Consider the following 23,646-nt stretch of genomic DNA (forward strand, 5'->3'; position numbering starts at 1 on the left):
CGTCTGCCCGGTGCGGTATAACCGGGGGCGAATCCGGGGAGGCGTGATGCGGGAACCCGACAGGATCCGGCCCGCGGGGCGGGCGGCGGTGCGGGATGCGTTCGAAAGGGTACGGCTGCGCTACTTCCAGCTCGCTCCCGGCACACGCCGACTGATCTACCTCCTCGCACTGGTCCTGGCCGTCGGGCTGACCTTGGGCATGGGGTGGTCGCGCGACACCTTCCTGGCGATCCTGGTCCTGCTCGGTTTCGCCGGATTGACCCTGCGCTTCCCCCGGGCCGCCGCGACCCTGGTCGTGGTGGTCGGGTGGGTGTTGCTCATGCCCCCCTTCCAGAGCCTGTACGGCGTCGGGGTGCCCGCCTCGATGCCGTTGACGCTCCTGGCGCTGCCCGTCGCGGGAGCGGCCCACCTCATCCGCTGGGTGCCGCCGTGGCTGACCACGCTCGCCGCGCTCGTGCCCGCCGCCGTCGTGGCCGCCGCCATCTCCGTCTTCGCCCCCGGCGTCGCCCCGTGGATCGCCTACGGCGTCGCCGCGGCCGTGCTGGCCTACCGGTTCGTCCAGGCCCGTCAGGCCAGGGCCGATCTGCGGGCAGGGGACCAGCGGGTGCGGATCAGGGCGCGTGAGAGCGGGCAGCCCGCCCACGCGCAGGGCACACCCGCGGCCCCGCCGCCGATCTCCGTCGAGGAGGCGCTCGGCGAGCTGGACGGCATGATCGGCCTGGCCCCGGTGAAGGAGCAGGTGCGTTCCATCGCAGCCTCGATAGAGGCGGCCAGGCTGCGCAAGGAGGCGGGATACTCCACCGAGCCGCCGATGCGCCACTTCGTCTTCGTCGGTCCTCCCGGCACCGGCAAGACCAGCGTCGCCAGGACCGTCGCGAAGATCTTCTACGCCTTCGGCCTGCTCGAAACCCCCTACGTGGTCGAGGTCCAGCGCGCCGACCTCGTCGGGGAGTTCCTCGGTGCTACCGCGATCAAGACCAACGAGGTGATCGACAGGGCGCTCGGCGGGGTGCTGTTCGTCGACGAGGCCTACGGCCTGATCAACTCGGGGGACGGCCAGCCGGACCGGTTCGGCGCGGAGGCGGTGCAGACGCTGCTCAAACGGGCCGAGGACGACCGCGACCGGCTGATCATCATCCTGGCCGGATACGAGAAGGAGATGGCCTCCTTCCTGTCGTCGAACCCCGGCCTGTCCAGCCGCTTCTCCAGCCGGGTCCGCTTCCCCAGCTACTCCCCGGGAGAGCTGCTGGAGATCACCGAGCTGCTGCAGCGGCGGCGCGGCGACCGGCTCGCCGACGACGCCGGGCCCGCGCTGCTCGACCGCTTCGAGGACGTGCACCGGCGCGCCCTCGTCGACGAGCTGGGGAACGCCAGGTTCGCCAGGAGCCTCGTCGAGGCCGCGGCCCAGGCCCGTGACGTGCGGGTGGTCGGCGCGGGCGGCTCACCGACGGCGCAGGACCTGGTGACCACGACCGCGCGGGACGTCGCCAAGGCCTTCGACGAGCTCACCGCCCGCTACCGGGGTTACCAGGCCATCCCCTCCCTGGAGGAGGCGCTGGCCGACCTGGACAGAATGGCCGGGCTCGAACCGGTCAAACAGCAGGTGCACGCCATCACCGCCCAGCTCAAGGTGGCCAGGATGCGCCAGGAGCGGGGGCTGCCGACACCCCCGCAGACCAGGCACTTCGTCTTCGCCGGGCCGCCGGGCACGGGCAAGACCACCGTGGCGCGCATCCTGGGCCGCATCTTCGCCGCCCTCGGCCTGCTCGCCCAGCCCGACGTGGTCGAGGCACAGCGGGCCGACCTGGTCGGTCAGCACCTCGGCGCGACCGCGATCAAGACCAACGAGCTGGTCGACAGGGCGCTCGGCGGGATGCTGTTCGTCGACGAGGCCTACAGCCTGGTCAACCCTGGCTACGCGGGGGGTGACGCCTTCGGCACGGAGGCGGTGCAGACGCTGCTCAAACGGGCCGAGGACGACCGCGACCGGCTGGTGATCATCCTGGCCGGATACGAACGGGAGATGGACGCCTTCCTGGCGACCAACCCGGGCCTGGCCAGCAGGTTCGGCCAGCGGGTGCACTTCCCCTCCTACTCGCCCCGGGAACTCGCCGAGATCGCCGCGTTGCTCGCCCGCGAGGCGGGCGACCGCTTCGACGAGGCCGCGGCACGCGACCTGGACGAGGTCTTCACCTGGGTCTGCGCGGACGGCCTCATCGACAGCCTCGGCAACGGCAGGTTCGCGCGCTCGCTGTTCGAGCGCGCCGCGATGCGCAGGGACGTGCGCCTGGCGGCCCAGATGGGCGGCACGGCCAGCGCGGCGGACCTGACCACCATCACCAGCGCCGACCTGCGCGCCGCGGTGGACGAGCTCGCCGGGCGCTGACCTCTCCCCACTCGGCCCCGTACGGCGTGCGATGGCCGACATGTGCTTTTCGGTTCCACAACCAGAGGGATGGTTCCACAACCAGAGAGATGGCGTGGTAAACACCGCCCTTGACCGAGATCGAACCCCCGATTGAGCACTCCCTGTAGTTGAGTGGCCGCAAGATGTAGCAGGATGGCCATCGACAACAGGGACGACGCTTAAGGGGGGCGCTATGGCGGGGTTTCTTCTCCGCAGGCTGCTCAACTATCTGGTGCTCATCGTCGTCGCCACGAGCCTGGCCTACATGCTCGCAGCCTTCGCGCTCGACCCCCGCTCCAACTACGAGGGCCGCAACCCGCCGATCCCGGAGGCGGTCATCGACGCGCGGCTCACCGAGCTGAACCTCAACGACCAGACGCCGCTGGTCGAGCGCTACCTGACCTGGGTCGGCGGCCTCGCGCACGGCGACTTCGGCAAGACGGTCACCGGCGGGCCGGTCAACGACGACCTCGGGCGGCGCGTCGGCGTCACACTGCGCCTGATCACCGTGGGGGTGGTCCTCGGCAGCCTCACGGGTGTGCTCGTCGGCGCGTACGCGGCGGTCAGGCAGTACGGCGTGTTCGACCGCCTCGCGACCGGGGCCTCCTTCGCCGTCCTGGCCGTTCCGACGGTCGTGCTCGCCAACATCCTGATCATCGGCGCGGTCTCGTTCAACGACCTGACCGGCGCCCAGGTCTTCCTGGTCAGCGGTGAGACGACGCCCGGCCTTGAGGGCGATCTCCTGACCCACCTCACCGACCGCCTGCGGCACCTGATCCTGCCCACGCTCTCCCTGTCCCTGGGGCTGATCGCCGTCTACAGCCGTTACCAGCGCAACATGATGCTCGACGTGCTCGGCGCCGACTTCGTCCGCACCGCCATGGCCAAGGGGCTGCGGCGCCGTACCGCGCTGGTGCGGCACGCGTTGCGCACCGCGCTGATCCCGGCGGTCACCTACTTCGCCTTCACCTTCGGCGCGCTGCTGGTCGGCACGACCTTCACCGAGAAGATCTTCGGCTGGCACGGCATGGGCGAGTGGCTGGTCGACTCCATCTCGACCAACGACGTCAACACCGTCGCGGCGATCAGCTGTTTCGCGGCCTTCGCGGTGCTGGTGGCCTCCCTGGCGTCCGACGTTCTGCACGCGGTTCTCGACCCGCGCGTGCGGGTGGGGTGAGGGGAAGCGATGACCATCACGGACGAGCGGTTCGCCGAGCAGGAGGCGAGCGTCGCGGGCATCACGGCGCCCTCCAGGCTGCGGGTGGTCGCGGGACGTTTCTTCGGCTCCTTCCAGGGCCGTGTCGGGTTCACCCTTCTGGTGCTGCTGTTCCTGCTGGCCTTCGCCGGGCCGTACGCCGGCCGGTGGGGTTACACCGACAAGGACTTCATGGCCTTCCTGCAGCCGCCCTCGGGCGAGCACTGGTGGGGCACGCTGCAGACCGGCGCCGACGTGTACGCGGTCACGCTGCGCGGCATGCAGAAGTCGCTCATCGTCGGGCTGCTGGCCGCCGTGGTCGGCACGACCCTGGCCGCCGTGGTCGGCGCCTTCGCCGGATACTTCCCCGGCTGGGCCGACCGTGCGCTGACCTGGCTGACCGACCTGCTGCTCGTGCTTCCGGCCTTCCTGATCCTGGCGATCATGTCGCCGCTGTTCGCGGGAGGCCAGTGGCCGCTGTTCGTGCTGCTGCTGGCGATGTTCCTCTGGATGGTCACCTCGAAGATCGTCCGGAGCATGACCGTCTCGCTCAAGGAGCGGGAGTTCATCCAGGCCGCCAGGTACATGGGCGTCCCGCCGGCGAGGATCATCTTCCGGCACATCATCCCGAACATGTCCTCGCTGCTGGTGGTGGACGCGACGCTGAACGTCAGCACCGCGATCCTCACCGAGACCTCCCTGTCCTACTTCGGCTTCGGCATCCAGCCCCCCGACGTCTCGCTGGGAGGCCTCATCGCCGACGGCGCGCAGACGGCCGTCTACGCCCCGTGGACGTTCTGGTTCTGCGCCGGGCTGTTGATCGTCACCGTGCTCGCGGTGAACCTGGTCGGCGACTCCCTGCGCGACGCCTTCGACCCCGCGACCAGAAAACCCGCGACCGGAAAAGGAGCACGGTGAGCGAACGCGAAGAGCGCCGGGTGGGGGTCTTCCCCGTGGGAAGGTTCCCCCTCTCGCAGTTTCACGGCCTCATGGCCAGGCAGGAGAGAGGGGGGCGTCACCGGCGTCGCGCCCTTCCTGTGCCCGCGGCGCCCACCGGCCCGGTCCTTGAGGTGACCGACCTCGACGTCACCTTCGGCACGGGGGCGGGCGCGGTGCACGCCGTACGGGGGGTCGGCTACTCGGTCAACCCGGGGGAGGTGCTCGGCATCGTCGGCGAGTCGGGGTCGGGGAAGTCTGTCGCCTCGCTGGCCGTGATGGGCCTGCTGCCGCCACAGGCCCGTGTCACCGGCTCGGTACGGCTGCTCGGCAGGGAGATACTCGGCGCCACGGAGAAGACGCTCACCGCCTTCCGCGGCAAGGCCATCTCCATGGTCTTCCAGGACCCGCTGTCGGCCCTGACGCCCGTCTACCGTGTGGGCGACCAGGTGGCCGAGGCCGTACGGATCCACCAGCGGGTCTCCAGGCAGCAGGCGGCCAGGCGGGCCGTCGAACTGCTCGACCTGGTCGGCATCCCCAACGCCGCGCAGCGCGCCAGGGCCTTCCCGCACGAGTTCTCCGGGGGCATGCGCCAGCGCGCGGTGATCGCGATGGCGATCGCGAACGACCCGGACGTGATCATCTGCGACGAGCCGACGACCGCCCTCGACGTCACCATCCAGGCCCAGGTGCTCGAAGTGCTCAAACGGGCGCAGCGGGAGACCGGGGCGGCGATCGTCATGATCACTCACGACCTCGGAGTCGTCGCCGGGTTCGCCGACAGGGTCATGGTCATGTACGCCGGGAGGCCCGTCGAGGTCGGCTCCGTCGACGACGTCTACTACAGCTCGCGCATGCCGTACACCATGGGGCTGCTGGGGTCGGTTCCCCGGCTCGACGAGGGCGGGGACCAGCCCCTGGTGCCCATCGCGGGCAGTCCGCCCTCGCCCGCCGCGCTGCCGCCGGGCTGCCCGTTCGAGCCACGCTGCCCGATCGCGGTGCCCGTGTGCGCCGAGGCGGAGCCCGCGCTCGGCGAGGCCGGCGCGCCGGACCACCTGGCGGCCTGCGTCCGCGCGGGAGAGATCGAGGCCGAGGGCTGGTCGCCCGCCGAGGTCTACCGGGTCGCGGAGCCCAAGGCCCGGCCCGAGGAAACGGCCGTCGCGGTACGGCCCCGCGGCGAACGCGAGGTGGTGCTGGCGGTCGACGGGCTGACCAGGCACTACCCCCTGCTGAGAGGGGCGATCTTCCGGCGCAGGGTCGGCACGGTGCACGCCGTCGACGGCATCAGCTTCGACATCAGGCAGGGCGAGACGCTGGGCCTGGTCGGTGAGTCGGGTTGCGGCAAGACGACCACCCTGATGGAGATCCTGGAGCTGGCCAGGCCGCAGCGCGGCGCGATCGTGGTGCTGGGACACGACACCTCGGCCCTCGGCGCCCGCGAGCGGATGGCCGTCAGACGCGACATGCAGGTCGTCTTCCAGGACCCGCTGGCCTCGCTTGACCCCAGGATGACCGTCTACGACATCATCGCCGAGCCGTTGCGGGCGCACGGCGTCAAAGACCCCGGCCCGAGGATCCAGGAACTTCTCGGCCTGGTAGGGCTGGACCCCGGTCACGCCGGGCGCTACCCGCAGGACTTCTCCGGCGGCCAGCGCCAGCGGATCGGCATCGCCAGGGCGCTCGCCCTGGAGCCCAGGCTGGTGGTGTTGGACGAGCCGGTCTCCGCCCTCGACGTCTCCATCCAGGCGGGCGTGGTCAACCTGCTGGAGAGCCTGAAGCGGCGCCTGGGGCTGTCCTATCTGTTCGTCGCGCACGACCTGGCCGTGGTCCGGCACATCGCCGACCGGATCGCGGTCATGTATCTCGGCAGGATCGCCGAGATAGGCCGGGTCGGCGCGGTCTACGACGCCCCGATGCACCCCTACACCCAGGCGCTGCTCTCGGCGGTCCCGCTGCCCGACCCGCGCAGGGAACGTTCCAGGAGGCGAGTCCTGCTGGAGGGCGACCTGCCGAGCCCGGCGGCACCTCCCTCCGGGTGCCGCTTCCGTACCCGCTGCCCCTTGTTCAGGACCCTCGACGAGACCGGCCAGAGCCGATGCGTGAACGAGGAGCCCCAGGTCCGGCCGTTCGGCGAGGACCACGGCGTCTCCTGTCACTTCGCCGAGAAGGTCGAAGTCGTATAACCCTGGAGGAACTGTGACAGCAATCCGGCGTGTGGGCGTGTGCGCCACCGCGCTGACCATGGCGGGCTCGCTGGCCCTCACCGGCTGCGGGGGCCAGGGGGGAGCCAGGGGAGGCGGTCCGAGCAGCGACGGCGACGAACGCGGGACCACGATCAAGGCCTACGACATCAACCCGCTTCCCCGCGACAGGGTCAGGGACGGGGGCCTGCTCCGGGTGGGCATCAACGAGTATCCGGCCAACTGGAACCTCAACCACGTCGACGGCAACCTGGCCATGGTCAAGAAGGTCGTCGACGCGCTCATGCCCTCGGCGTTCCGCTCCAACGAGAAGGGCGAGATCTCGGCGAACACCGACTACCTGCTGGCCGGGAAGGTCACCGAGACCAAGCCGAGGCAGGTCGTCACGCTGACCCTCAACCCGCGCGCCAGGTGGTCGGACGGAACCCCCATCACCTGGGAGGACTACCGGGCCCAGTGGCGGGCGATGAACGGCTCGAACCTCGACTACCGGGTTTCGAGCACCACCGGCTACCGCGACGTCGAGGACGTGGCCAAGGGCAGGAACGACCACGAGGTGGTCGTCACCTTCGCCAAGCCGTTCGGCGACTGGCAGTCCCTGTTCGGCCCGCTCTACCCGAAGAGCACGAACGCGACCGCGGAGACCTTCAACACGGCCTGGCTGAACCGCGTCCCGGTCACCGCGGGGCCGTTCAGGTTCGTCTCGTTCGACCAGACGGCCAAGACCATCACGATCGCCAGGGACGAGCGCTGGTGGGGACAGCGGGCCAAGCTCGACAGGATCATCTACCGGGCTCTGGAGAACGACGCCCTGATCGGCGCCTTCAGCAACGGTGAGCTGGACACCTTCGACATGGGGCCGTCCGCGCCCGACTACGCGCGGGCCAAGAGCAGCCAGGGAGCCATCGTCCGTCAGGCGGCGGGGCCCGACTTCCGGCACTTCACGCTGAACGGCGAGAGCGCGGTGCTGTCCGACGTCAACGTCCGCAGGGCCGTGGCGATGGGCATCAACCGCCAGGCCATCGCCCAGTCCGACCTGCAGGGGCTCGACTGGCCCATCGTGCTGCTGAACAACCACTTCTTCATGAACACCCAGGAGGGCTACCGCGACAACGCGGGCGAGGTCGGCGTCTACGACCCCGAACGGGCCAGGCGGCTGCTGGACGCCGCGGGCTGGCGGCTGTCGGGCCAGACCCGCGTGAAGGACGGCCGCGAGCTGAACCTGCGCTTCGTCATGCCCTCCGGCCTGCAGGTGACCAAGTCCGAGGCCGAGATCACCCAGAGCATGCTGGCCCAGATCGGCGTCAAGGTCACCCTTCAGGCGGTGCCCAGCGACGACTACTTCACCAAGTACATCATCCCCGGCAACTACGACATCACCGCGTTCGCCTACATGGGCACGCCGTTCCCGGTCTTCAGCGCCTACGGCCAGTACGTCAACGCCGTCCGCGACGCGAAGGGCCAGCCCCAGTGGAACGCCAACCTCGGCCGCATCGGCTCTGCGGAGATCGACGCCGCGATGAACAAGGCGACCGGAGACCTGGGGGACGCCCAGGCCATCGCGGACACCAACGCCGCGGACAAACTGATCTGGGACGCGGTCAACGTGGTGACGCTCTACCAGCGCCCGCAGAACGTGGCGGTCAACAAGAACATCGCCAACTACGGGGCTCGCGGCTTCTACGATCTGAAGTACCAGGACATCGGTTTCGTCAGATAGGGGTCCCGGGCGGGATTCTGTCGGGGGGAGACGATAGAAGTCTTTCCATGGTTCTCTCCACGACCTGGCCCCAGGTGCTCGCATGGCGGCTGAGACGGCAGTTCGTCGACCCGGCCTCGGGGCCGGACGCGGTGTCCGTCGTCCGCCGCCTGGCGGGGGTGCAGGCCCAGGTGGCCTCCTCCGCCGAGCTCGCCGTCGCCGTACGGCGCGCGGACCCGCGTCCCGGTGAGGTCGGCGAGGCCCTGTGGCTGGACCGCACGCTGGTCAAGACCTGGACGGCGCGCGGCACCCTGCACCTGGTCCCCTCCGACGAACTGCCCGCCTACACCGCGGTCCTCGGCTCCTTCCGCAACTGGGAGAAGGCGTCGTGGCAGCGCGGTCACGGGGTCACCGCCGATGAGGTCACGGCCATCCTGGAGGCGGTCCCCAAGGCGCTCGAAGGACATGTGCTGACCCGCGACGAGCTGGTCGAGGCCGTCATCGAGGTCACCGGCGACGCCCACCTGAGACAGGCACTCACCTCGGGCTGGGGGGCGCTGCTCAAACCGCTGAGCTTCCTCGGCGAGCTGTGCTACGGTCCGCCGCGCGAGGGCCGCGTGACCTTCGTCAGCCCCCGCGACTGGGTGCCCGGCGGGCCTTCGGCGCCGCTCTCCCGCGACGAGGGCGGTGTCCGCCTGGTCAGGTCCTTCCTCGGCGCCCACGGCCCGGGAACCCCGGAAACCTTCAACGTCTGGCTCTACCGGGGCGTCGCCCCGAAGACCGTGCTGCGGGGCTGGTTCCGCGATCTCGCGCCGGAACTGGCGGAGATCGAGGTGGACGGTCGCCCCATGGTCGTGCTCGCCGAGCACCTCGACGACCTGATGGCGACCGCGCCCGCGACCGGCGTCCACCTGCTGCCGGGCTTCGACCAGTACATCCTCGGTGCTCCCCGCGATCTCGAACCCCTTCTGCCGGCGGAGGCGAAGGCCAAGGTCAGCCGGGCCGCCGGGTGGATCTCCCCGGTTGTGGTTCACCAGGGCAGGGTCACCGGGGTCTGGCAGGCCAAGGACGGCGTCATCGATCTCGACCTGTTCGAGGAGGCCCCCGCCGCCGCCCTGGCCCAGGAGATCGAGCGGGTCGCCGCCCTGCTGAGATGACTCCTCACAGGGGAGGCAGGCGCTCCAGGAGGAAGCGCACCCGGTCTCCGGGGCGGAGCTGGGCCGCGACGGGCAGACAGGCCGAGGTGAGCACGGCGATCACCGGATACCCCCCGGTCGGGGGGTGGTCGGCCAGGAAGACGATCGGCAGGCCGTCCGGCGGCACCTGGACGGCCCCGGTGACCACCCCTTCACTGGGCAGCTCCCCGGGGCGGGCCCGCGGCAGCGGCGCGCCGCCGCCCAGCCGTACGCCGACCCGGTTGCTGTCCTGGCTCACCACGTACGGCTGCGCGCACAGCACCCGCAGGGCGCCGGGGGCGAACCAGTCGTCCCTGGGCCCGGCGACGACCCGCAGGACCTCCCGGGACGCGGCGGAGGACGAGACGGGGGGTGCGGCGTCCACGGTGAGGGCGGGCAGGTGCCCGGCCGGCCCGACCGGCAGCCTGTCGCCGACGCCGAGCGGGGCGGGGCCGAGACCGGACAGGGAGTCCGTCGAGCGGCTGCCCAGCACCATGGGCGTGTCGAGCCCGCCCCGGACCGCGACGTAGGTCCGCAGCCCGGCCCGGGGAAACGCCACCCGCAGCTCACCGAGCGGCGGAACCCAGAACGGCGCCAGCATCGCCGGCCTGACCGTCGTGCCGTCCACGACGACCTCCAGCGGGCAGTCGGCCCCGGCGACCGAGACCCACGCCCCGGCGGTGAAGCGAAGCCGGGCGCCGCCGAAGGTTAGCTCGATCCCGGCCGCTCCCTCCGGATTGCCCACCAGACGGTTGGCCAGACGCAGGCTCGGCGCGTCCGTCGCCCCTGAGCACGGCACACCGAGATGAGCGTGGCCCGGACGGCCGAGATCCTGCACGGTGGCGTACGGCCCCGCCGCGATGACCTCGATCATGACGCGGTGACGGCCTCGAACCTGACCCGGGTCCCCGGCGTGAGCAGGGCGGGCGGGTCGGCGTTCACGTCCCACACCACCACGGCGGAACGGCCGAGCAGCCGCCAGCCGCCCGGAGAGGCCGAGGGATAGACCGCCGAGTACGGCCCCGCCACCGCGACGGACCCGGCGGGCACCGAGGTCCGCGGTGTGGTGAGCCTGGGCACGTGCAACACGGGGTCGAGCCCGGTGAGGTAGGCGAACCCGGGAGCGAACCCCAGCCAGCCGACGACGAGCTCCCGCCCGGTGTGCCGTTCGACGACCTCGGAGGGGGAGAGCCCGGCCAGGGCGGCGACCTCCTCCAGATCGGCTCCGTCGTAGATCACGGGGACCGTCACGGCGCGCGCGTCCGGGAGGTCCCTGGCGGCCTGCCCGGCGGAGGCCGTACCGAGCAGGCGGGACAGCTCGGGCAGCAGCCGGGACGGATCGGCGCCGGGCGCGCTCACCAGGACGGTCTCCGGGCCGGGAACGATCTCGGCGACGCCGGGCAGGCGCCGGGCCCGCAGCAGGGCGTCGAGGCGGTGTGAGGCCTCAAGCGACCCGGTCTCGACCAGCAGCGCGTGCTCTCCGGCCCTGCGGATCACCCCGGGCCGCCCGCTCACCCGAACGCCCGCAGGGTGACCCCCGCCGCGGCCAGGGCGTCACGTACGGCCCGTGCCAGCGCCACCGCGCCGGGGGTGTCGCCGTGCACGCAGATCGACCTGGCGCCGACCGTGACCTCCGAACCGTCGACGGCGGTGACCGTCCCCCTGGTGGCCATCCGCACGGCCCTGGCCGCGACCTCGCCGGGATCGTGCAGCACCGCGCCGGGAGCACGCCGGGAAACCAGGGTTCCCTCAGGGGTGTAGGCGCGGTCGGCGAAGGCCTCGGTGACCGTGACCACCCCCTCCCGGGCGGCGATCTCGTGGACCACGGAACCGGGCAGGCTGAGCAGGGGCAGCCGTTCGTCATGGTCGGCGACGGCCGCGACGACGGCCTCTGCCTGCTCGCGGTCACGGCAGATCCGGTTGTAGAGCGCGCCGTGCGGCTTGACGTAGGAGACCCGCCCGCCCATGGCCCTGGCGATGCCGTCGACCGCGGAAAGCTGGTAGAGCACCTCGGCGCACAGCTCCTCGGGATCCACGTCCATCTCGCGGCGCCCGAACCCGGCCAGGTCACGGTAGGAGACCTGGGCGCCGATGAGCACTCCCCGGTCCACCGCGGCGGCACAGGTGCGGCGGATGGTCAGCGGGTCGCCCGCGTGGAACCCGCAGGCGATGTTCGCGCTGGTCACCACGTCGAGCAGGGCCGTGTCGTCACCGAGCCGCCAGACACCGAAACCCTCTCCGAGGTCGGCGTTGAGGTCGATCACCATGGCTCACCTACACCGGAGGCTCGTCGGGAATGTCAGCGATGTCGTCGAGGGCGATGGAGAGTTCCTCCGGGTCGTCGCCGATCCGCTCGGCGATCTCGATCAGCACGTGCAGCACGTCGTGCCGGTCGTGACCCAGGTCGAGCAGCCGCTGGGCGGCCTCCCACAGCTGCGGGGGATCGCCCTCCCAGAGCCTGCCTGCGATCTCCTCGTGCCAGGCCAGGTGTTCGTCGTAGTCGGGCCGGTCGAGTTCGCCCGCGTGGTCGATGCCCAGCAGGATCCTGCGGTCCGCCTCGTCGGAGGGGTTGAGCAGGTCGAGCTTGATCTCACCGTGCGTGCCCTGCAGGAACGGGAAGGCGAAGACCCTGCGGGCCAGCGCGGACAGGTCGCCGTCGGGCAGCAGCCGTTCGAGCAGGTCGCGGTCGAGCCCGAAGGTGGTCGGGTCACGGTAGGCCTCGGCGAACCTGGCCGTGGCCTCCCAGATGCCGTCGAGCGTGGCGCGCAGCCCCCGGTCGGCCAGCCCGCTGCGCCGCGCCGCGAACCGAGCCCACGCCCCCAGCACGTACGGCACGGCCTCCTGCTCGGCCGGGGTGAGCAGGACCTTGCGCGGCAGCCAGTCGAGCAGGAACGTCTGGCACTTGGTGGGACTGACCCGCAGCGGCCTGCCGAAGTCCTGGTCACAGCCGTAGTCGATGATGTGGTCGGCGCATCGCGAGGCCGCCGACGGGTCGGAAAGGTGCTCGGCGGCGTCGGAGGAGAGGAACTCCGCCGCCAGCATCGCCCTGCGGTCGCGGCTGTAGGGGGCCTCGCTGTGCAGCGGGGCGGGCCGCTTACGGCCCGGCGGCAGCGCCTTGATCCGGGCGCGGGCGAAGGCGTGGTAGGCGCTGTAGCTGTCGCTGACCGGGAGGTTCGCCCTGCGGTCGCCGTACTCGGCGGTGGCCTTCATGGCCGATTCGAGCAGCGCCCTGGCCTGCTGCGGCTCGATCTCCTCGAACCTCAGCATGGGGTTGGCCCCGGCCTCGGTCCTGGCCTGGTCGAGCAGTTTGTCCACGTGGGAGGAGACCCAGGCGTCGCGGGCGATGCCCCGCATGTTGTAGTCGACGACCATGACCAGCGCGTGGCGGTCCTCGTCGTTGTCCGCGCCCCGGTAGCCGAAGGTGCACACCACCGTGTCCTGGTCGCCGTAGGCGTCGCGGGAGACGTAGCAGCCGGTCGGTTTGACGACGCCGAGACGCTCGGCCCAGCGTGGTTTGGCCACGCCGCGTTCGATGAGCGCCAGGGCGGCGCCCTCCGCCTTCGCGGCCTGACGGGCGGTGCCGAGGTAGGCCAGAGCGATCAGCAGGGTCAGCGCGGCGGGGGAGCCCGCCTTGGCGGCGTAGTCGACCAGCCCTTCGCCGAGGACCTGCTCGGCGTCCCCGCCCCGCAGGCGACGCCCCCACCAGGCCCCGACCATGTCGGAGACCATGAGCTCGGCGTCCAGCGGACTGCGCACCGCCAGCAGCTCCCTGGAGGCGAGCAGCATCTCGGCGAACACCTCGTCCGGGGACTGGTTCTCTCTCGGGTGCCGCCGGTGCCGCCGGTTCAAGCCGCCCCCTCCGTCGGCGGCATGGGACCGGTGCAGTGCCGACCGGCTCGCTCGCCCTGCTCGCTCACGTCCCAACCTTCTCGCGTCCCCGGGCCGAACGGCGCGTGGAAGACGGCCCGATGATCCCGATGTTACCGGGGACTCCGCGGTGGCGGCGCTGAGTTGACGAGGGCGAGCAGATGCTCGCGGGCGACGCGCTCGACCACCTCGGGTGTGGCCTCGATGCCGAGGTGCTCGGCCCGGGCTCGGGCGTCGGCCACGCGGCGGTCCACGGTGCCCGGCGGGACGGTGGGGAACTCGGCGGCGAGACCCGCGCTCACCCGGTCGCGGGACGCGCGCGGGCCGTCAAGGCCTGTGGCGAGAGCGGGCATGGCGTCGCCTTCCTCCGGCTTCTCCGGAAGGTGATCCCCAGGTGGACGACGGGGACGTGCGTTCCCATTCCACAACGTATCGCCTGGGTGTCAACCCTCCTGAGACCGTGTTGGCCGATGTTTGCGAGGAAGAGGTGCGAGGTGAGGCGTGTCTTGACTGGATTTGTCGACTGGGGAGTAAACCACTGTCCCCGAAGGGGGAGCCAAATCGGGAATGAGTCAGTAGCCTGATCTTCCCTGGGACGCTCGCGGAGACGAGGTGGGCAGTTGTCGGGACGGTCCGGCTTGATCCTGCTAGGGTCCTGGCCGCAAACGTTTGAACGCGCCGGAGGCGACCGCCCCGGTGTTTCGGGAGGGCGGTGGGAGCGACATCGGGCCCCGGCCGACGCCGGCCCTTCGGAGCGGGTGACCGCGCCGCGCGCGGAACGCTCCCGGGCCGTCTCGTCCGTGGCCGTCCATGGGCAGGGCCCACCGGACGCGCCGACCGCATCATGGGCGGGGCTTCCGTCCGCCCCCGCCCATCGCCGATGATGTACTGCAGGATCCGGGTCCCCCGGAGCTGCGCTACGCCAATTCGCAAGTTTGGAGATGTGCCTCGTGGGAGACCCTGGCACGCGACGGAGGTGCCGACCATGAGCGCCGAAACCTCCGTGCCCCGTCCCCGGAAGTCGGGTGTGGACATCTCGGACTCCGGCCTGCTGCAGGGCCTGCTGTCGCAGTCGCCGTTCGCCTTCGCGTTCTTTGACCCCGAGGGGCGTTTCCACCGGGTCGACGAGGTCTTCACCGATGTGGTCGGCCTGCCCGCCGAGCGCCTGGTCGGCCGGACGCCCGGCGAGATGCTCTCCGCCGACCTGACCGCGTTGATCGAGGGGTCGGTCCGGGCCATCGCGGAGGGCGCGGAGGTCGAGGGGGACCAGCGCATCCGGGTCAGGACGGCGGACGGGGAGACCCACCACTGGTCTCTGACGTTCTCGCCCGTCCATGACGACGAGGGGACGCTCAGGGCGGTCTGCCTGGTCGGGGTGAACATCACCGAGAGCCGTCAGGTCGAGGAGGACCTGCGGCGCAGCGAGGAGCGCTACCGCTCGCTCGTCGAGGCGCAGTCCCAGCTCGTGTGGATCACCGCCCCGACGGGGGCCGTGCTTGAGGACGCCCCGCAGTGGCGGGCCATCACCGGTCAGGGGCTTGAGGAGTACCTCGCCCACGGCTGGCTCGACGCCGTCCACCCCGACGACCGCCAGTACACCGAGGAGGCGTGGCACGAGGCCCTCCGCGGCCGGACCATGTTCGAGTGGAGCTACCGGGCCCGCACCAGGGCCAGCGGCTACCGTCACTTCGAGGTGCGCGCCGTCCCGATCATCCGGCACGGACGGGTGGTCGAGTGGGTCGGCGCGAACACCGACGTCACTCCGCAGCGCGAGGCCGAGGAGATGCGCGGCAGGCTCACCGACCAGCTCGGCGCCGCCGCGCTGCGTACGGCCAGGCTGCAGGGCGCCACGGCCATACTCGCCGAGGCGCTGACCGTCGAGCAGGTCGTCCAGGTCATCATCGACGTGGGCCGTACGGCGCTGGCGGCCGATCGCTCGGCCGTGGCGCTGCTCGACGTCGAGCGGGCCGCGCTGAAGCTGGTCAACAACGGCGGCATCCCCGACATCCCCGGCGCGCCGGGCGAGGAGATCCCGCTGGCGCACTCCAGCGTGATGACCATGGCGGTCAACAGCCGTCGCCCGGTCTTCGCCGAGTCGCCCGAGAGCCTGCGCGCCCAGCTCGTCGACGCCGGGGCCGACGAGGAGGCCATCGGCGACTTCCTGGCCCACAGTGACGAGCGGGCCTGGGTCGGTCTGCCGCTGCTGGCCGCGGGGCGTGCCCTCGGCGCGCTGCGTTTCTCGTTCACCAGGCCTCAGAAGATATCCCAGGAGGACGGGGTCTTCCTTGAGGCGCTCGCGGGGCAGTGCGCCCTGGCCGTCGAGCGGGCGACGCTCTTCGAGCGTGAGCACCGTACCGCCGAGACGCTGCAGCGCAGCCTGCTGCCCGACCGCCTGCCGGTGGTCCGGGGCCTGGTGTTGGCCCAGCGCTTCCGCTCGGGAAGCCGTCACGTGCAGGTCGGCGGCGACTGGTACGACGCGTTCGTCCTGCAGGACGGCAGGGTCGCCGCGGTGGTCGGCGACGTCATGGGCAAGGGCGTCAAGGCGGCCGCGGGCATGGGCCGCATCCGCAACGCCATGCGGGCGCTGGCGCTGACCAACCCACCGCCCGCGGCGGTTCTCACGGGTCTGGACAGGGTCTTCGAGGCGACCGAGGAGGAAGAGCAGGTCACCACCCTGGCCTACATGGTCGTGGAACCCGGGACCGGTGAGGGCACTCTGGCCCTGGCGGGGCATCCACCGCCCCTGCTGGTCTCCCCGCAGGGCGTGCCCCTGCTGTGTGAGGGCGAGCCGGGAACGCCTCTCGGCTGGCCGACGAGCCGTAGGCAGTTCCGGTTCTGCGTGCCGCCGGGACACACCGCGGTCCTGTATTCAGACGGTCTCGTGGAGAATCGTAAGCGAGGTCTGGACGCCGGGCTCGCCGATCTTTGCTCTGTTGTGACCGAAGCGCCGCCGGAAGTTGTTGGAAGTCCGCATATGTTGCTTGATTTCCTTGTTGACCGGATGCTGTCTGGGTATGAACAGGATGATGACGTCACGGTGCTCGCGATTCATGTCCCCCTGGCCACGAAGAGTGACTGAATGAAACAGTCATAACGGTTGCTTTCGGGTATCGGTGCCTCGCTTCCGTACGCACTACTCTCTTGGTCGGCCTAGGGTGGAGGGCAACCGCCAGGAGGCGGCCGTATGGATCACGGTGTCGTGTCACAATGCTGGACAGGTGCGTCGCGGTTCGCGCGGCCTCGTTCATCAACAACTAGAGGTTCCGCCCCTAGTGGGCACCTTGGTCCATTCTCGTCACGCTTTCCTTCGAGAGGTGTTCGTGTCGCCTGCAAGTTCGACTCGCTCGAAGCCATCCGAGCTGAACGAGCCCGTCATTCAGCAGCTGATGGAGCGGGGGCGCTCGCAGGGGTTCCTCGAGTCCGAGGATGTCCGCAAGGCCGTCGAGGAAGCGGACATTCCGATGGCGCAGGTCGCAGGGATTCTGCGCAGCCTCAGCAAAGAGGGCATCACCGTACGGCTGACTGCTGAGGACTCCGCGGCTCCCAAGAAGTCCCGGACTTCGACCAAGCGTCGTACCCCCGCCGCTCCCGCCCCGGTCAAGAAGACGAAGACCGCCGCGGCGGCCAAGGAGCAGCCCGAGACCGTCACGGCGGTCGTCAGCGGCTCCGAGCCCGCTCCGGCGGCAAAGAAGCCCGCGCCCCCGGCCAGGAAGATCGCGCCGTCGGCGAAGAAGCCGGTTCCCGCCCCGCCGAGGAAGCCCGCCCCCGAGGCGGCCGCCCCCGCGCCCAAGGCCGAGCCGAAGCCCAAGCAGGTCTCCGGTGACGACGACGAGGTCATCGACCTTGAGGACGTCGAGATCGAGGACTTCGACCTCGATGTCGAGGTCGAGGTCGACGTGGAGATCGAAGCCGAGGCCGAAACCGAGGCCGAGACGGAGGAGGAGCCCAAGGTCGAGGCCGTCAGGCAGAACGAGGACGAGGTCCTCATCCTGTCCGACGACGACGATGACGCCCCCGTGCCGCAGGTCGCGGCGGCGGGCGCCACCGCCGACCCGGTCAAGGACTACCTCAAGCAGATCGGCAAGGTCCCCCTGCTCAACGCCGAGCAGGAGGTCGAGCTGGCCAAGCGCATCGAGGCCGGCCTGTTCGCCGAGGAGCAGCTCGGCACCGACGGTGACCGGTTGCCGGTCGACGTACGCGCCGAGCTGGAGTGGATCGCCGAAGACGGCCGCCGCGCCAAGAACCACCTGCTTGAGGCCAACCTGCGTCTGGTGGTCTCGCTGGCCAAGCGCTACACCGGCCGGGGCATGCTCTTCCTGGACCTGATCCAGGAGGGCAACCTGGGCCTGATCCGCGCGGTGGAGAAGTTCGACTACACCAAGGGTTACAAGTTCTCCACCTACGCCACGTGGTGGATTCGGCAGGCGATCACCCGGGCGATGGCCGACCAGGCGCGGACGATCCGCATCCCGGTCCACATGGTCGAGGTGATCAACAAGCTGGCCCGGGTGCAGCGGCAGATGCTGCAGGACCTGGGGCGCGAGCCCACTCCCGAGGAGCTGGCCCGCGAGCTGGACATGACCCCGGAGAAGGTCGTCGAGGTCCAGAAGTACGGCCGCGAGCCGATCTCCCTGCACACCCCGCTGGGTGAGGAGGGCGACAGCGAGTTCGGTGACCTCATCGAGGACTCCGAGGCCATCGTTCCGGCGGACGCCGTCAGCTTCACCCTTCTGCAGGAGCAGCTCCACTCCGTGCTGGACACGCTGTCCGAACGCGAGGCGGGCGTGGTCTCGATGCGGTTCGGGCTGACCGACGGCCAGCCGAAGACGCTGGACGAGATCGGCAAGGTCTACGGGGTCACCCGGGAGCGCATCCGCCAGATCGAGTCCAAGACCATGTCCAAGCTGCGTCACCCGTCCAGGTCCCAGGTCCTGCGCGACTACCTGGACTGATTGCTCACGGTGAGAGGCCGCGCCGCATGGCGCGGCCTTTTCCGTACCCGGGCCCGCGAGGTCAGGTGGTGACGTCGAGGGCCCAGGGCTTCCTGCCGCCCGGGACGGGGCCGAGCGTCACGGTGTGGCCGAGTTCGTCCAGGACCTTGGCCAGCTCCTGCGGTGTCTGCGGATCGACGCCACTCTCCAGGAGCGCCCGGGCTATCACGCCCCGGGTCGCCTTGGCCATGTGGCTGACGACCTTGCCGTCCTTGAGGACCCGCACTCCGACCGCCCGTTGCCCCGGCTGCCAGGCCGCCGCGTAGGTGCTGGAACGCAGGTCGACGACCAGGCCGGGTTCGGCGTCGAGGACCGGGGTGATCGTCTTGCGCCAGTAGGGTCCGAGGGCGCCGAGCGGCGGTAGCCGTACGCTCATCGACAGGCGGTAGGGCGGCACCCGGTCGGTGATCCGCAGCAGGCCCCACAGGCCGGAGAAGATCAGCACGCTTCCGGCGGCCCGTTCGGCGGCGCCTGGAGACAGTGAGGCCAGGCCGAGATTGTCGTAGAGCACGCCGGTGTACAGTTCCGCCGCCGTCAGTGTGGCGGCGGTCCTCAGCTGCCGGTTCTTGTCGAGTTCACCCACCTGCCCCGGGGACAGGCCGAGCACGTCCTGCGCCTGGCGTTTTCCGGACAGGGTGACGAGCGTGCCCAGGACCTTCCGCCTGGAGGCCGTCAGGGAAGGAAAGCTCAGCAGGGACAGATCGAGGGCGGGGCCGTCGCCCAGCGCGGCCTTTCCCTCGGATGGCGGCAGCAGAATCAACACAGTCGCCGAGCGTAACGCGGCGGGGCACGCCGACGAGGCTCGATGTCTTCGCTGGAGAACCGGTGGAGAAAGACCGTGTGCTCCGCTCCGATGACGCTGGAGCGGAGCACACGGCAGAGATATCTGAGATGGGTCAAGCCGGGCCACGGGACGGGTCGTTCACGGGAACGGCCGCACCCGCGGCGTCGGTCCGGTGTCGCCACCGGACCTGCCGGTCTCTATCGTTCGTCGTTGCCGGCGGTCGAGGGGGTGTCGCTGAGGCGTGCCGACTCGTCCTGGATGTCGGCGCCCTTGTCTCTGAGCACGGCTACGTGCTGCCGCCCGTGGTGGGCGCAGAACAGCAGCTCCCCACCTGCGGGCAGGGTCGCGCGGATGTAAGCCTGGGCGCCGCACCGGTCACAGCGGTCCGTGGCCGTCAGCTGCTTGGTGGGGGCGAGTGTTCCAGTCACGTATCGCCTTTCAGGTCATCCCCTTGTGTGGAGGATCTGGCGTCAGTCACTTGAGACAACATCTAACCGGATGCGAGGCTTCCCAACCGGCCCCCGGCTACGCCGAGAGCGGAAAGCGCCGGAAGGTAACGGACTTTTCACTCGGTGTAACGCCATGGTGCTTGCGTGAGAAGCTTGTACCCGCCGCGGCGGGAAGAACGGTAAGCTGCGCACACGTGTTCGAGCAGAGTGGGAGTGGGTGTGACCGCAGTTAGCGCGGAGAAGGGCTATACGGCGCGCCATCTGTCGGTGCTTGAAGGTCTTGAAGCCGTCCGCAAACGCCCGGGCATGTACATCGGGTCGACCGACAGCCGTGGTCTCATGCACTGCCTCTGGGAGATCGTGGACAACGGGGTCGACGAGGCCCTGGCCGGATACTGCACCCGCATCGAGGTCGAGCTGCACGCAGACGGCTCGATCGAGGTGCGCGACAACGGCCGTGGCATTCCGGTGGACATCGAGCCCAAGAGCGGCCTGGCCGGAGTCGAGCTGGTCTACACCAAGCTGCACGCCGGAGGGAAGTTCGGCGGCGGCTCCTACGGTGCCTCCGGCGGCCTGCACGGCGTCGGTGCCTCCGTGGTCAACGCGCTGTCCTCCCGCCTCGACGTCGCGGTCGACCGTGACGGCCGGGTCCACGAGATCAGCTTCCGCAGGGGAGTCCCGGGCGTCTTCGACGGCGACGGGCCCGGCGGCAGGTTCAAGAAGAAGTCCGGCCTGCGCGACGGCGGCCCGCTCCCCCGCAAGGTCACCGGCACCCGCGTCCGCTTCTGGGTCGACCACCAGATCTTCCTGCCCGAGGCGGAGGTCTCCCTCGACGAGATCCACGTCCGGCTGCGTCAGACGGCCTTCCTGGTCCCCGGCCTGACCCTGGCCGTGCGCGACAGCCGCGGCGAGGAGTCCGCCGAGGAGGAGTTCTGCTTCGACGGCGGCATCTCGGAGTTCACCGAGTTCCTCGCCCGCGACGAGGCCGTGTGCGAGGTGCTGCGCCTGCAGGGCTCCGGTCACTTCCACGAGACCGTGCCCGTCCTGGACGAGCTCGGGCACATGACGCCGACCCAGGTGCAGCGTGAGCTCACCGTGGACGTCGCGCTGCGCTGGGGCAAGGGCTACGACAGCACCGTCAGGTCCTTCGTCAACGTGATCGCCACCCCCAAGGGCGGCACCCACGTCAACGGCCTCGAAAGGGCACTGGTCCGCACGCTGAACGAGTTGCTCCGTGAGACCCGGCTGCTGAAGAACGGCGATGCCCCGGTCACCAGGGAGGACATCCTCGAAGGCCTCACCGGGGTCGTCACGGTGCGCGTTCCCGAGCCCCAGTTCGAGGGACAGACCAAGGAGGTCCTCGGCACCTCGGCCGCCTCCAGGATCGTCGCCCACGTCGTCTCCCGGGACCTCAGGGAGATCTTCACCAATCCGCCCCGTGGCGCCAAGCAGCAGCTGCGCGCGGTACTGGAGAAGATCGCCGCGGCGGCCAAGGCCAGGATCGCCGCCCGTGAGCACCGTGACAACCAGCGGCGCAAGACCGCCCTGGAGAACTCCGCGCTCCCGGCCAAACTGGTCGACTGCCGCAGTGACGACGTCGACCGCAGCGAGCTGTTCATCGTCGAGGGCGACTCGGCGCTCGGCACCGCCCGCGCGGCCCGCGACTCGGAGTTCCAGGCGCTGCTGCCGATCCGCGGCAAGATCCTCAACGTGCAGAAGGCGTCCGTCGCCGACATGCTCAAGAACGCCGAGTGCGCCGCGATCATCCAGGTCGTCGGCGCGGGGTCGGGGCGTTCGTTCGACATCGAGGCGGCCCGCTACGGCAAGATCATCCTGATGGCCGACGCCGACGTCGACGGCGCGCACATCCGATGCCTGCTGCTGACCCTCTTCCACCGTTACATGAGGCCGATGGTCGAGGCGGGCCGGGTCTTCGCCGCGGTTCCGCCGCTGCACCGCATCGAGGTCACGAACCCGGGACGCGGCCAGGACAAGTACGTCTACTGTTACTCCGACGCCGAACTGCACCGGGTCCTGCGTGACCTGGAGCGCCGGGGCAAGCGCTGGAAGGACCCGGTCCAGCGTTACAAGGGTCTGGGTGAGATGGACGCCGACCAGCTGGCCGAGACCACCATGGAGCCCCGCCGCAGGACGTTGCGCAGGGTCAGGATCGAGGACGTCCAGGAGGCCGAGCGCATCTTCGACCTCCTGATGGGCAGCGACGTGGCCCCGCGCAGGGAGTTCATCGTGGGCAGCGCGGCCGAGGTCGACCGCGACCACATCGACGCCTGAGGCACCTGGACGCATGGGCGTCCGAGATGAGAGAGGGCCGGCTCCGGACGGAGCCGGCCCTCTTCTCACACCTCGACAGGCATGATCTTCCCGGTGCGCACGTCGTAGACGGCGCCACCGATGGCCAGTCCCTCGGGGAGGAACGGGCTGGTCCTGATACGCGTCAGGTCGTGTCGCAGAGCGGCGCTCTGGTCGGGCACGGTGTGGAACTCCAGACTGCGGGTGTCGACGCCGTGCTGCGCGGCGAGCTTGTGCACGTCGTCGTCGGTGGCCTTCGACATGCCGCAGTCGGTGTGCGGCATGACGAGAACCCGGTTGACGCCCAGCAGATAGACCGCGAGCACCAGCGTTCGCAGCACGTCGTCGGTCACCCGGGCGCCCGCGTTACGCAGGATTTTCGCGTCTCCGGCTTTCAGGCCGAACAGCCCGAGCGGGTCGATTCGCGAGTCCATGCAGGTGACGACAGCGAGGCCGCGGGCTGCCGTACCGGTGAGCTCGGAGTCGGTGAACGTGGCGGAGAACTCCTCGTTCGCGGCCAGAAGATCGTCGAAGGCACCCACGCAAAAACCTTTCGGTCGGCGGAAACTATGGATTGATAATCCCTCATGCGGCTTTCCTGATGCCTTCCGGGGCGGTCTTCTTCGTTCGCTCAGGGAAGACTCCGCCATCTCCGCTCACGATGGGTGATGATGTCGTGACGCAAAGTTCGGGATTTTGGGGGGATCATGAGCAGGATCGCATCGATGGCCGAATACCTGCGTGCGCAGGCCAGGCGGAGGCTGGACCGGGTGGAGACCCATGACGAGGGCCGTAACGCGCGTTCGGCGCTGGCTCTGCTCGATGCGGCGGTCTACACAGAGTCCCTCGGCGACGACGACCCGCTGGTCGAGGTGCTCGTGGCGGCGGGGTGTTTCGGTCCCCACGGCTTCGGTGAATTTCAGCCCGGCGAGCAGGTCGCGCGGCTTATCCGCTCCTGGGAGTCGGGCGAACCCTGGCAGCTGCTGATGGCGGTCAGGTTCGCTCTGCACACCTCGTCCGTCTGAGGTCCGGAGTCCGCCGACTCCGTCTGCGCGGGGGCGCGCTTCGCCGTACGACCGGGTGGGGGCCTGGCCGTACGGCTTCGGCCGGGCTGTGGTCCGTCGGGTGCCGGTGTGGCGCCGAAGCCCGGGGGAAGGACACTGGCGTAACTTCGTCGTTGGTGTCTCCTGAGAGGGATCATGGCAATCGCGCGCATGAGGTCGGTCGTCCTCGACTGTCCGGACCCGAAGATCCTGGCCGATTTCTACGGCGCCGTCCTGGGCTGGGAGGTGTCCTCGGTCGAGGACGACTGGGTGGTTCTGACCGACGGGCGGAGCCGGCTGTGCTTCCAGCTCGCGGAGGACTACCGGCCGCCCCGCTGGCCCGGTGCGGAGATCCCTCAGCAGTTCCACCTCGACTTCACCGTGGACGACATGGACGAGGGGGAGGCCGCCGTGCTTGCGGCGGGTGCGACCAAGCACGCCTACCAGCCGAGCGAGGACGACAGTTTCCGTGTCTTCCTCGACCCGGTGGGGCATCCGTTCTGCCTCTGCGTGGGAGAGCCCTCCCGCACCGGGTGACGGCCCGTGCAGGCGGGGCAGGGAAAACGAGGGGTGAGAACGGCCCTGACGG

Annotated in this window: 19 protein-coding genes; 11 read left to right on the forward strand and 8 right to left on the reverse strand. The window is 70.2% G+C overall.

What is annotated here, in order from left to right; all coding sequences use genetic code 11:
* Positions 1-46: 46 nt before the first annotated feature.
* The 6 genes from ACIBVQ_RS32305 (at position 47) to ACIBVQ_RS32330 (ending at position 9,595) form a co-directional block, all read left to right on the forward strand.
* A complete protein-coding gene (locus ACIBVQ_RS32305; RefSeq protein WP_399182130.1) occupies positions 47-2,386 on the forward strand; it encodes an AAA family ATPase in 2,340 nt (779 codons plus the stop codon).
* 214 nt (positions 2,387-2,600) lie between these two features.
* Positions 2,601-3,584, forward strand: a complete 984-nt coding sequence (locus tag ACIBVQ_RS32310) for an ABC transporter permease (RefSeq protein WP_352015889.1) — start codon at positions 2,601-2,603, stop codon at positions 3,582-3,584.
* A gap of 9 nt (positions 3,585-3,593) precedes the next feature.
* A complete protein-coding gene (locus ACIBVQ_RS32315) occupies positions 3,594-4,520 on the forward strand; it encodes an ABC transporter permease (protein ID WP_399182132.1) in 927 nt (308 codons plus the stop codon).
* Positions 4,521-4,591: 71 nt separating this feature from the next.
* Positions 4,592-6,721: a dipeptide ABC transporter ATP-binding protein gene (locus tag ACIBVQ_RS32320; protein WP_399182196.1), complete on the forward strand. Its 2,130-nt coding sequence runs from the start codon at positions 4,592-4,594 to the stop codon at positions 6,719-6,721.
* Between the two features lie 13 nt (positions 6,722-6,734).
* Positions 6,735-8,459, forward strand: coding sequence for an ABC transporter family substrate-binding protein (locus tag ACIBVQ_RS32325; RefSeq protein WP_352015887.1), 1,725 nt, complete (start codon positions 6,735-6,737; stop codon positions 8,457-8,459).
* 47 nt (positions 8,460-8,506) lie between these two features.
* Positions 8,507-9,595 (forward strand): winged helix DNA-binding domain-containing protein, encoded by a 1,089-nt coding sequence (locus tag ACIBVQ_RS32330; protein ID WP_352015886.1) that lies wholly within the window; start codon positions 8,507-8,509, stop codon positions 9,593-9,595.
* A 4-nt stretch (positions 9,596-9,599) separates the two neighbouring features.
* On the opposite strand, the gene ACIBVQ_RS32335 is transcribed toward ACIBVQ_RS32330, so the two are convergent.
* From ACIBVQ_RS32335 to ACIBVQ_RS32355, 5 genes are all read right to left on the reverse strand, one after another.
* Positions 9,600-10,487 (reverse strand): biotin-dependent carboxyltransferase family protein, encoded by an 888-nt coding sequence (locus ACIBVQ_RS32335; RefSeq protein ID WP_399182135.1) that lies wholly within the window; start codon positions 10,485-10,487, stop codon positions 9,600-9,602.
* On the reverse strand, positions 10,484-11,128 hold the full coding sequence (locus ACIBVQ_RS32340; RefSeq protein ID WP_386190303.1) for an allophanate hydrolase subunit 1: 645 nt from the start codon (positions 11,126-11,128) through the stop codon (positions 10,484-10,486). The genes ACIBVQ_RS32335 and ACIBVQ_RS32340 overlap by 4 nt, the downstream gene beginning before the upstream one ends.
* Positions 11,125-11,880: a LamB/YcsF family protein gene (locus ACIBVQ_RS32345; RefSeq protein ID WP_399182137.1), complete on the reverse strand. Its 756-nt coding sequence runs from the start codon at positions 11,878-11,880 to the stop codon at positions 11,125-11,127. The genes ACIBVQ_RS32340 and ACIBVQ_RS32345 overlap by 4 nt, the downstream gene beginning before the upstream one ends.
* A 7-nt stretch (positions 11,881-11,887) precedes the next feature.
* Positions 11,888-13,399: a hypothetical protein gene (locus ACIBVQ_RS32350; protein ID WP_352015940.1), complete on the reverse strand. Its 1,512-nt coding sequence runs from the start codon at positions 13,397-13,399 to the stop codon at positions 11,888-11,890.
* Between the two features lie 194 nt (positions 13,400-13,593).
* A complete protein-coding gene (locus tag ACIBVQ_RS32355; protein ID WP_352015882.1) occupies positions 13,594-13,833 on the reverse strand; it encodes a hypothetical protein in 240 nt (79 codons plus the stop codon).
* A gap of 632 nt (positions 13,834-14,465) precedes the next feature.
* Between ACIBVQ_RS32355 and ACIBVQ_RS32360 the strand changes: the two genes are divergently transcribed.
* On the forward strand, positions 14,466-16,559 hold the full coding sequence (locus ACIBVQ_RS32360; RefSeq protein WP_362917789.1) for a SpoIIE family protein phosphatase: 2,094 nt from the start codon (positions 14,466-14,468) through the stop codon (positions 16,557-16,559).
* A gap of 241 nt (positions 16,560-16,800) precedes the next feature.
* Entirely contained in the window at positions 16,801-18,432 is a 1,632-nt protein-coding gene (locus ACIBVQ_RS32365; protein ID WP_352015880.1) for an RNA polymerase sigma factor, read from the forward strand.
* A gap of 61 nt (positions 18,433-18,493) precedes the next feature.
* Here ACIBVQ_RS32365 and ACIBVQ_RS32370 read toward each other — a convergent pair whose 3' ends face one another.
* A complete protein-coding gene (locus ACIBVQ_RS32370; protein WP_352015879.1) occupies positions 18,494-19,234 on the reverse strand; it encodes a peroxide stress protein YaaA in 741 nt (246 codons plus the stop codon).
* A 218-nt stretch (positions 19,235-19,452) separates the two neighbouring features.
* Positions 19,453-19,683 (reverse strand): hypothetical protein, encoded by a 231-nt coding sequence (locus ACIBVQ_RS32375; RefSeq protein WP_352015878.1) that lies wholly within the window; start codon positions 19,681-19,683, stop codon positions 19,453-19,455.
* A 240-nt stretch (positions 19,684-19,923) separates the two neighbouring features.
* Here ACIBVQ_RS32375 and ACIBVQ_RS32380 point away from each other — a divergent pair, with 240 nt between their 5' ends.
* Positions 19,924-21,996 carry a type IIA DNA topoisomerase subunit B gene (locus ACIBVQ_RS32380; protein WP_399182141.1) on the forward strand — a complete coding sequence of 691 codons (2,073 nt, stop codon included), beginning with the start codon at positions 19,924-19,926 and terminating at the stop codon, positions 21,994-21,996.
* 65 nt (positions 21,997-22,061) lie between these two features.
* Here ACIBVQ_RS32380 and ACIBVQ_RS32385 read toward each other — a convergent pair whose 3' ends face one another.
* Complete coding sequence (locus tag ACIBVQ_RS32385) at positions 22,062-22,556, reverse strand: beta-class carbonic anhydrase (protein ID WP_399182143.1); 495 nt, start codon at positions 22,554-22,556, stop codon at positions 22,062-22,064.
* Between the two features lie 165 nt (positions 22,557-22,721).
* Here ACIBVQ_RS32385 and ACIBVQ_RS32390 point away from each other — a divergent pair, with 165 nt between their 5' ends.
* Both ACIBVQ_RS32390 and ACIBVQ_RS32395 read left to right on the forward strand, forming a co-directional pair.
* Positions 22,722-23,039, forward strand: coding sequence for a hypothetical protein (locus ACIBVQ_RS32390; RefSeq protein WP_352015875.1), 318 nt, complete (start codon positions 22,722-22,724; stop codon positions 23,037-23,039).
* Between the two features lie 174 nt (positions 23,040-23,213).
* Positions 23,214-23,594, forward strand: coding sequence for a VOC family protein (locus ACIBVQ_RS32395; protein ID WP_362917792.1), 381 nt, complete (start codon positions 23,214-23,216; stop codon positions 23,592-23,594).
* The last annotated feature ends 52 nt before the right edge of the window (positions 23,595-23,646 follow it).

The organism is Streptosporangium sp. NPDC049376 (assembly GCF_044466505.1).
GTDB lineage: Bacteria > Actinomycetota > Actinomycetes > Streptosporangiales > Streptosporangiaceae > Streptosporangium.

What these genes read in the sequence shown, in the direction of transcription:
- ACIBVQ_RS32305 (WP_399182130.1), top strand. Translation starts at nt 47, where the DNA reads ATGCGGGAACCCGACAGGATCCGGCCCGCGGGGCGGGCGGCGGTGCGG.
- ACIBVQ_RS32310 (WP_352015889.1), top strand. Translation starts at nt 2,601, where the DNA reads ATGGCGGGGTTTCTTCTCCGCAGGCTGCTCAACTATCTGGTGCTCATC.
- ACIBVQ_RS32315 (WP_399182132.1), top strand. Translation starts at nt 3,594, where the DNA reads ATGACCATCACGGACGAGCGGTTCGCCGAGCAGGAGGCGAGCGTCGCG.
- ACIBVQ_RS32320 (WP_399182196.1), top strand. Translation starts at nt 4,592, where the DNA reads ATGGCCAGGCAGGAGAGAGGGGGGCGTCACCGGCGTCGCGCCCTTCCT.
- ACIBVQ_RS32330 (WP_352015886.1), top strand. Translation starts at nt 8,507, where the DNA reads ATGGTTCTCTCCACGACCTGGCCCCAGGTGCTCGCATGGCGGCTGAGA.
- ACIBVQ_RS32335 (WP_399182135.1), bottom strand. Translation starts at nt 10,487, where the DNA reads ATGATCGAGGTCATCGCGGCGGGGCCGTACGCCACCGTGCAGGATCTC.
- ACIBVQ_RS32345 (WP_399182137.1), bottom strand. Translation starts at nt 11,880, where the DNA reads ATGGTGATCGACCTCAACGCCGACCTCGGAGAGGGTTTCGGTGTCTGG.
- ACIBVQ_RS32350 (WP_352015940.1), bottom strand. Translation starts at nt 13,399, where the DNA reads ATGCTGCTCGCCTCCAGGGAGCTGCTGGCGGTGCGCAGTCCGCTGGAC.
- ACIBVQ_RS32355 (WP_352015882.1), bottom strand. Translation starts at nt 13,833, where the DNA reads ATGCCCGCTCTCGCCACAGGCCTTGACGGCCCGCGCGCGTCCCGCGAC.
- ACIBVQ_RS32360 (WP_362917789.1), top strand. Translation starts at nt 14,466, where the DNA reads ATGAGCGCCGAAACCTCCGTGCCCCGTCCCCGGAAGTCGGGTGTGGAC.
- ACIBVQ_RS32390 (WP_352015875.1), top strand. Translation starts at nt 22,722, where the DNA reads ATGAGCAGGATCGCATCGATGGCCGAATACCTGCGTGCGCAGGCCAGG.
- ACIBVQ_RS32395 (WP_362917792.1), top strand. Translation starts at nt 23,214, where the DNA reads ATGGCAATCGCGCGCATGAGGTCGGTCGTCCTCGACTGTCCGGACCCG.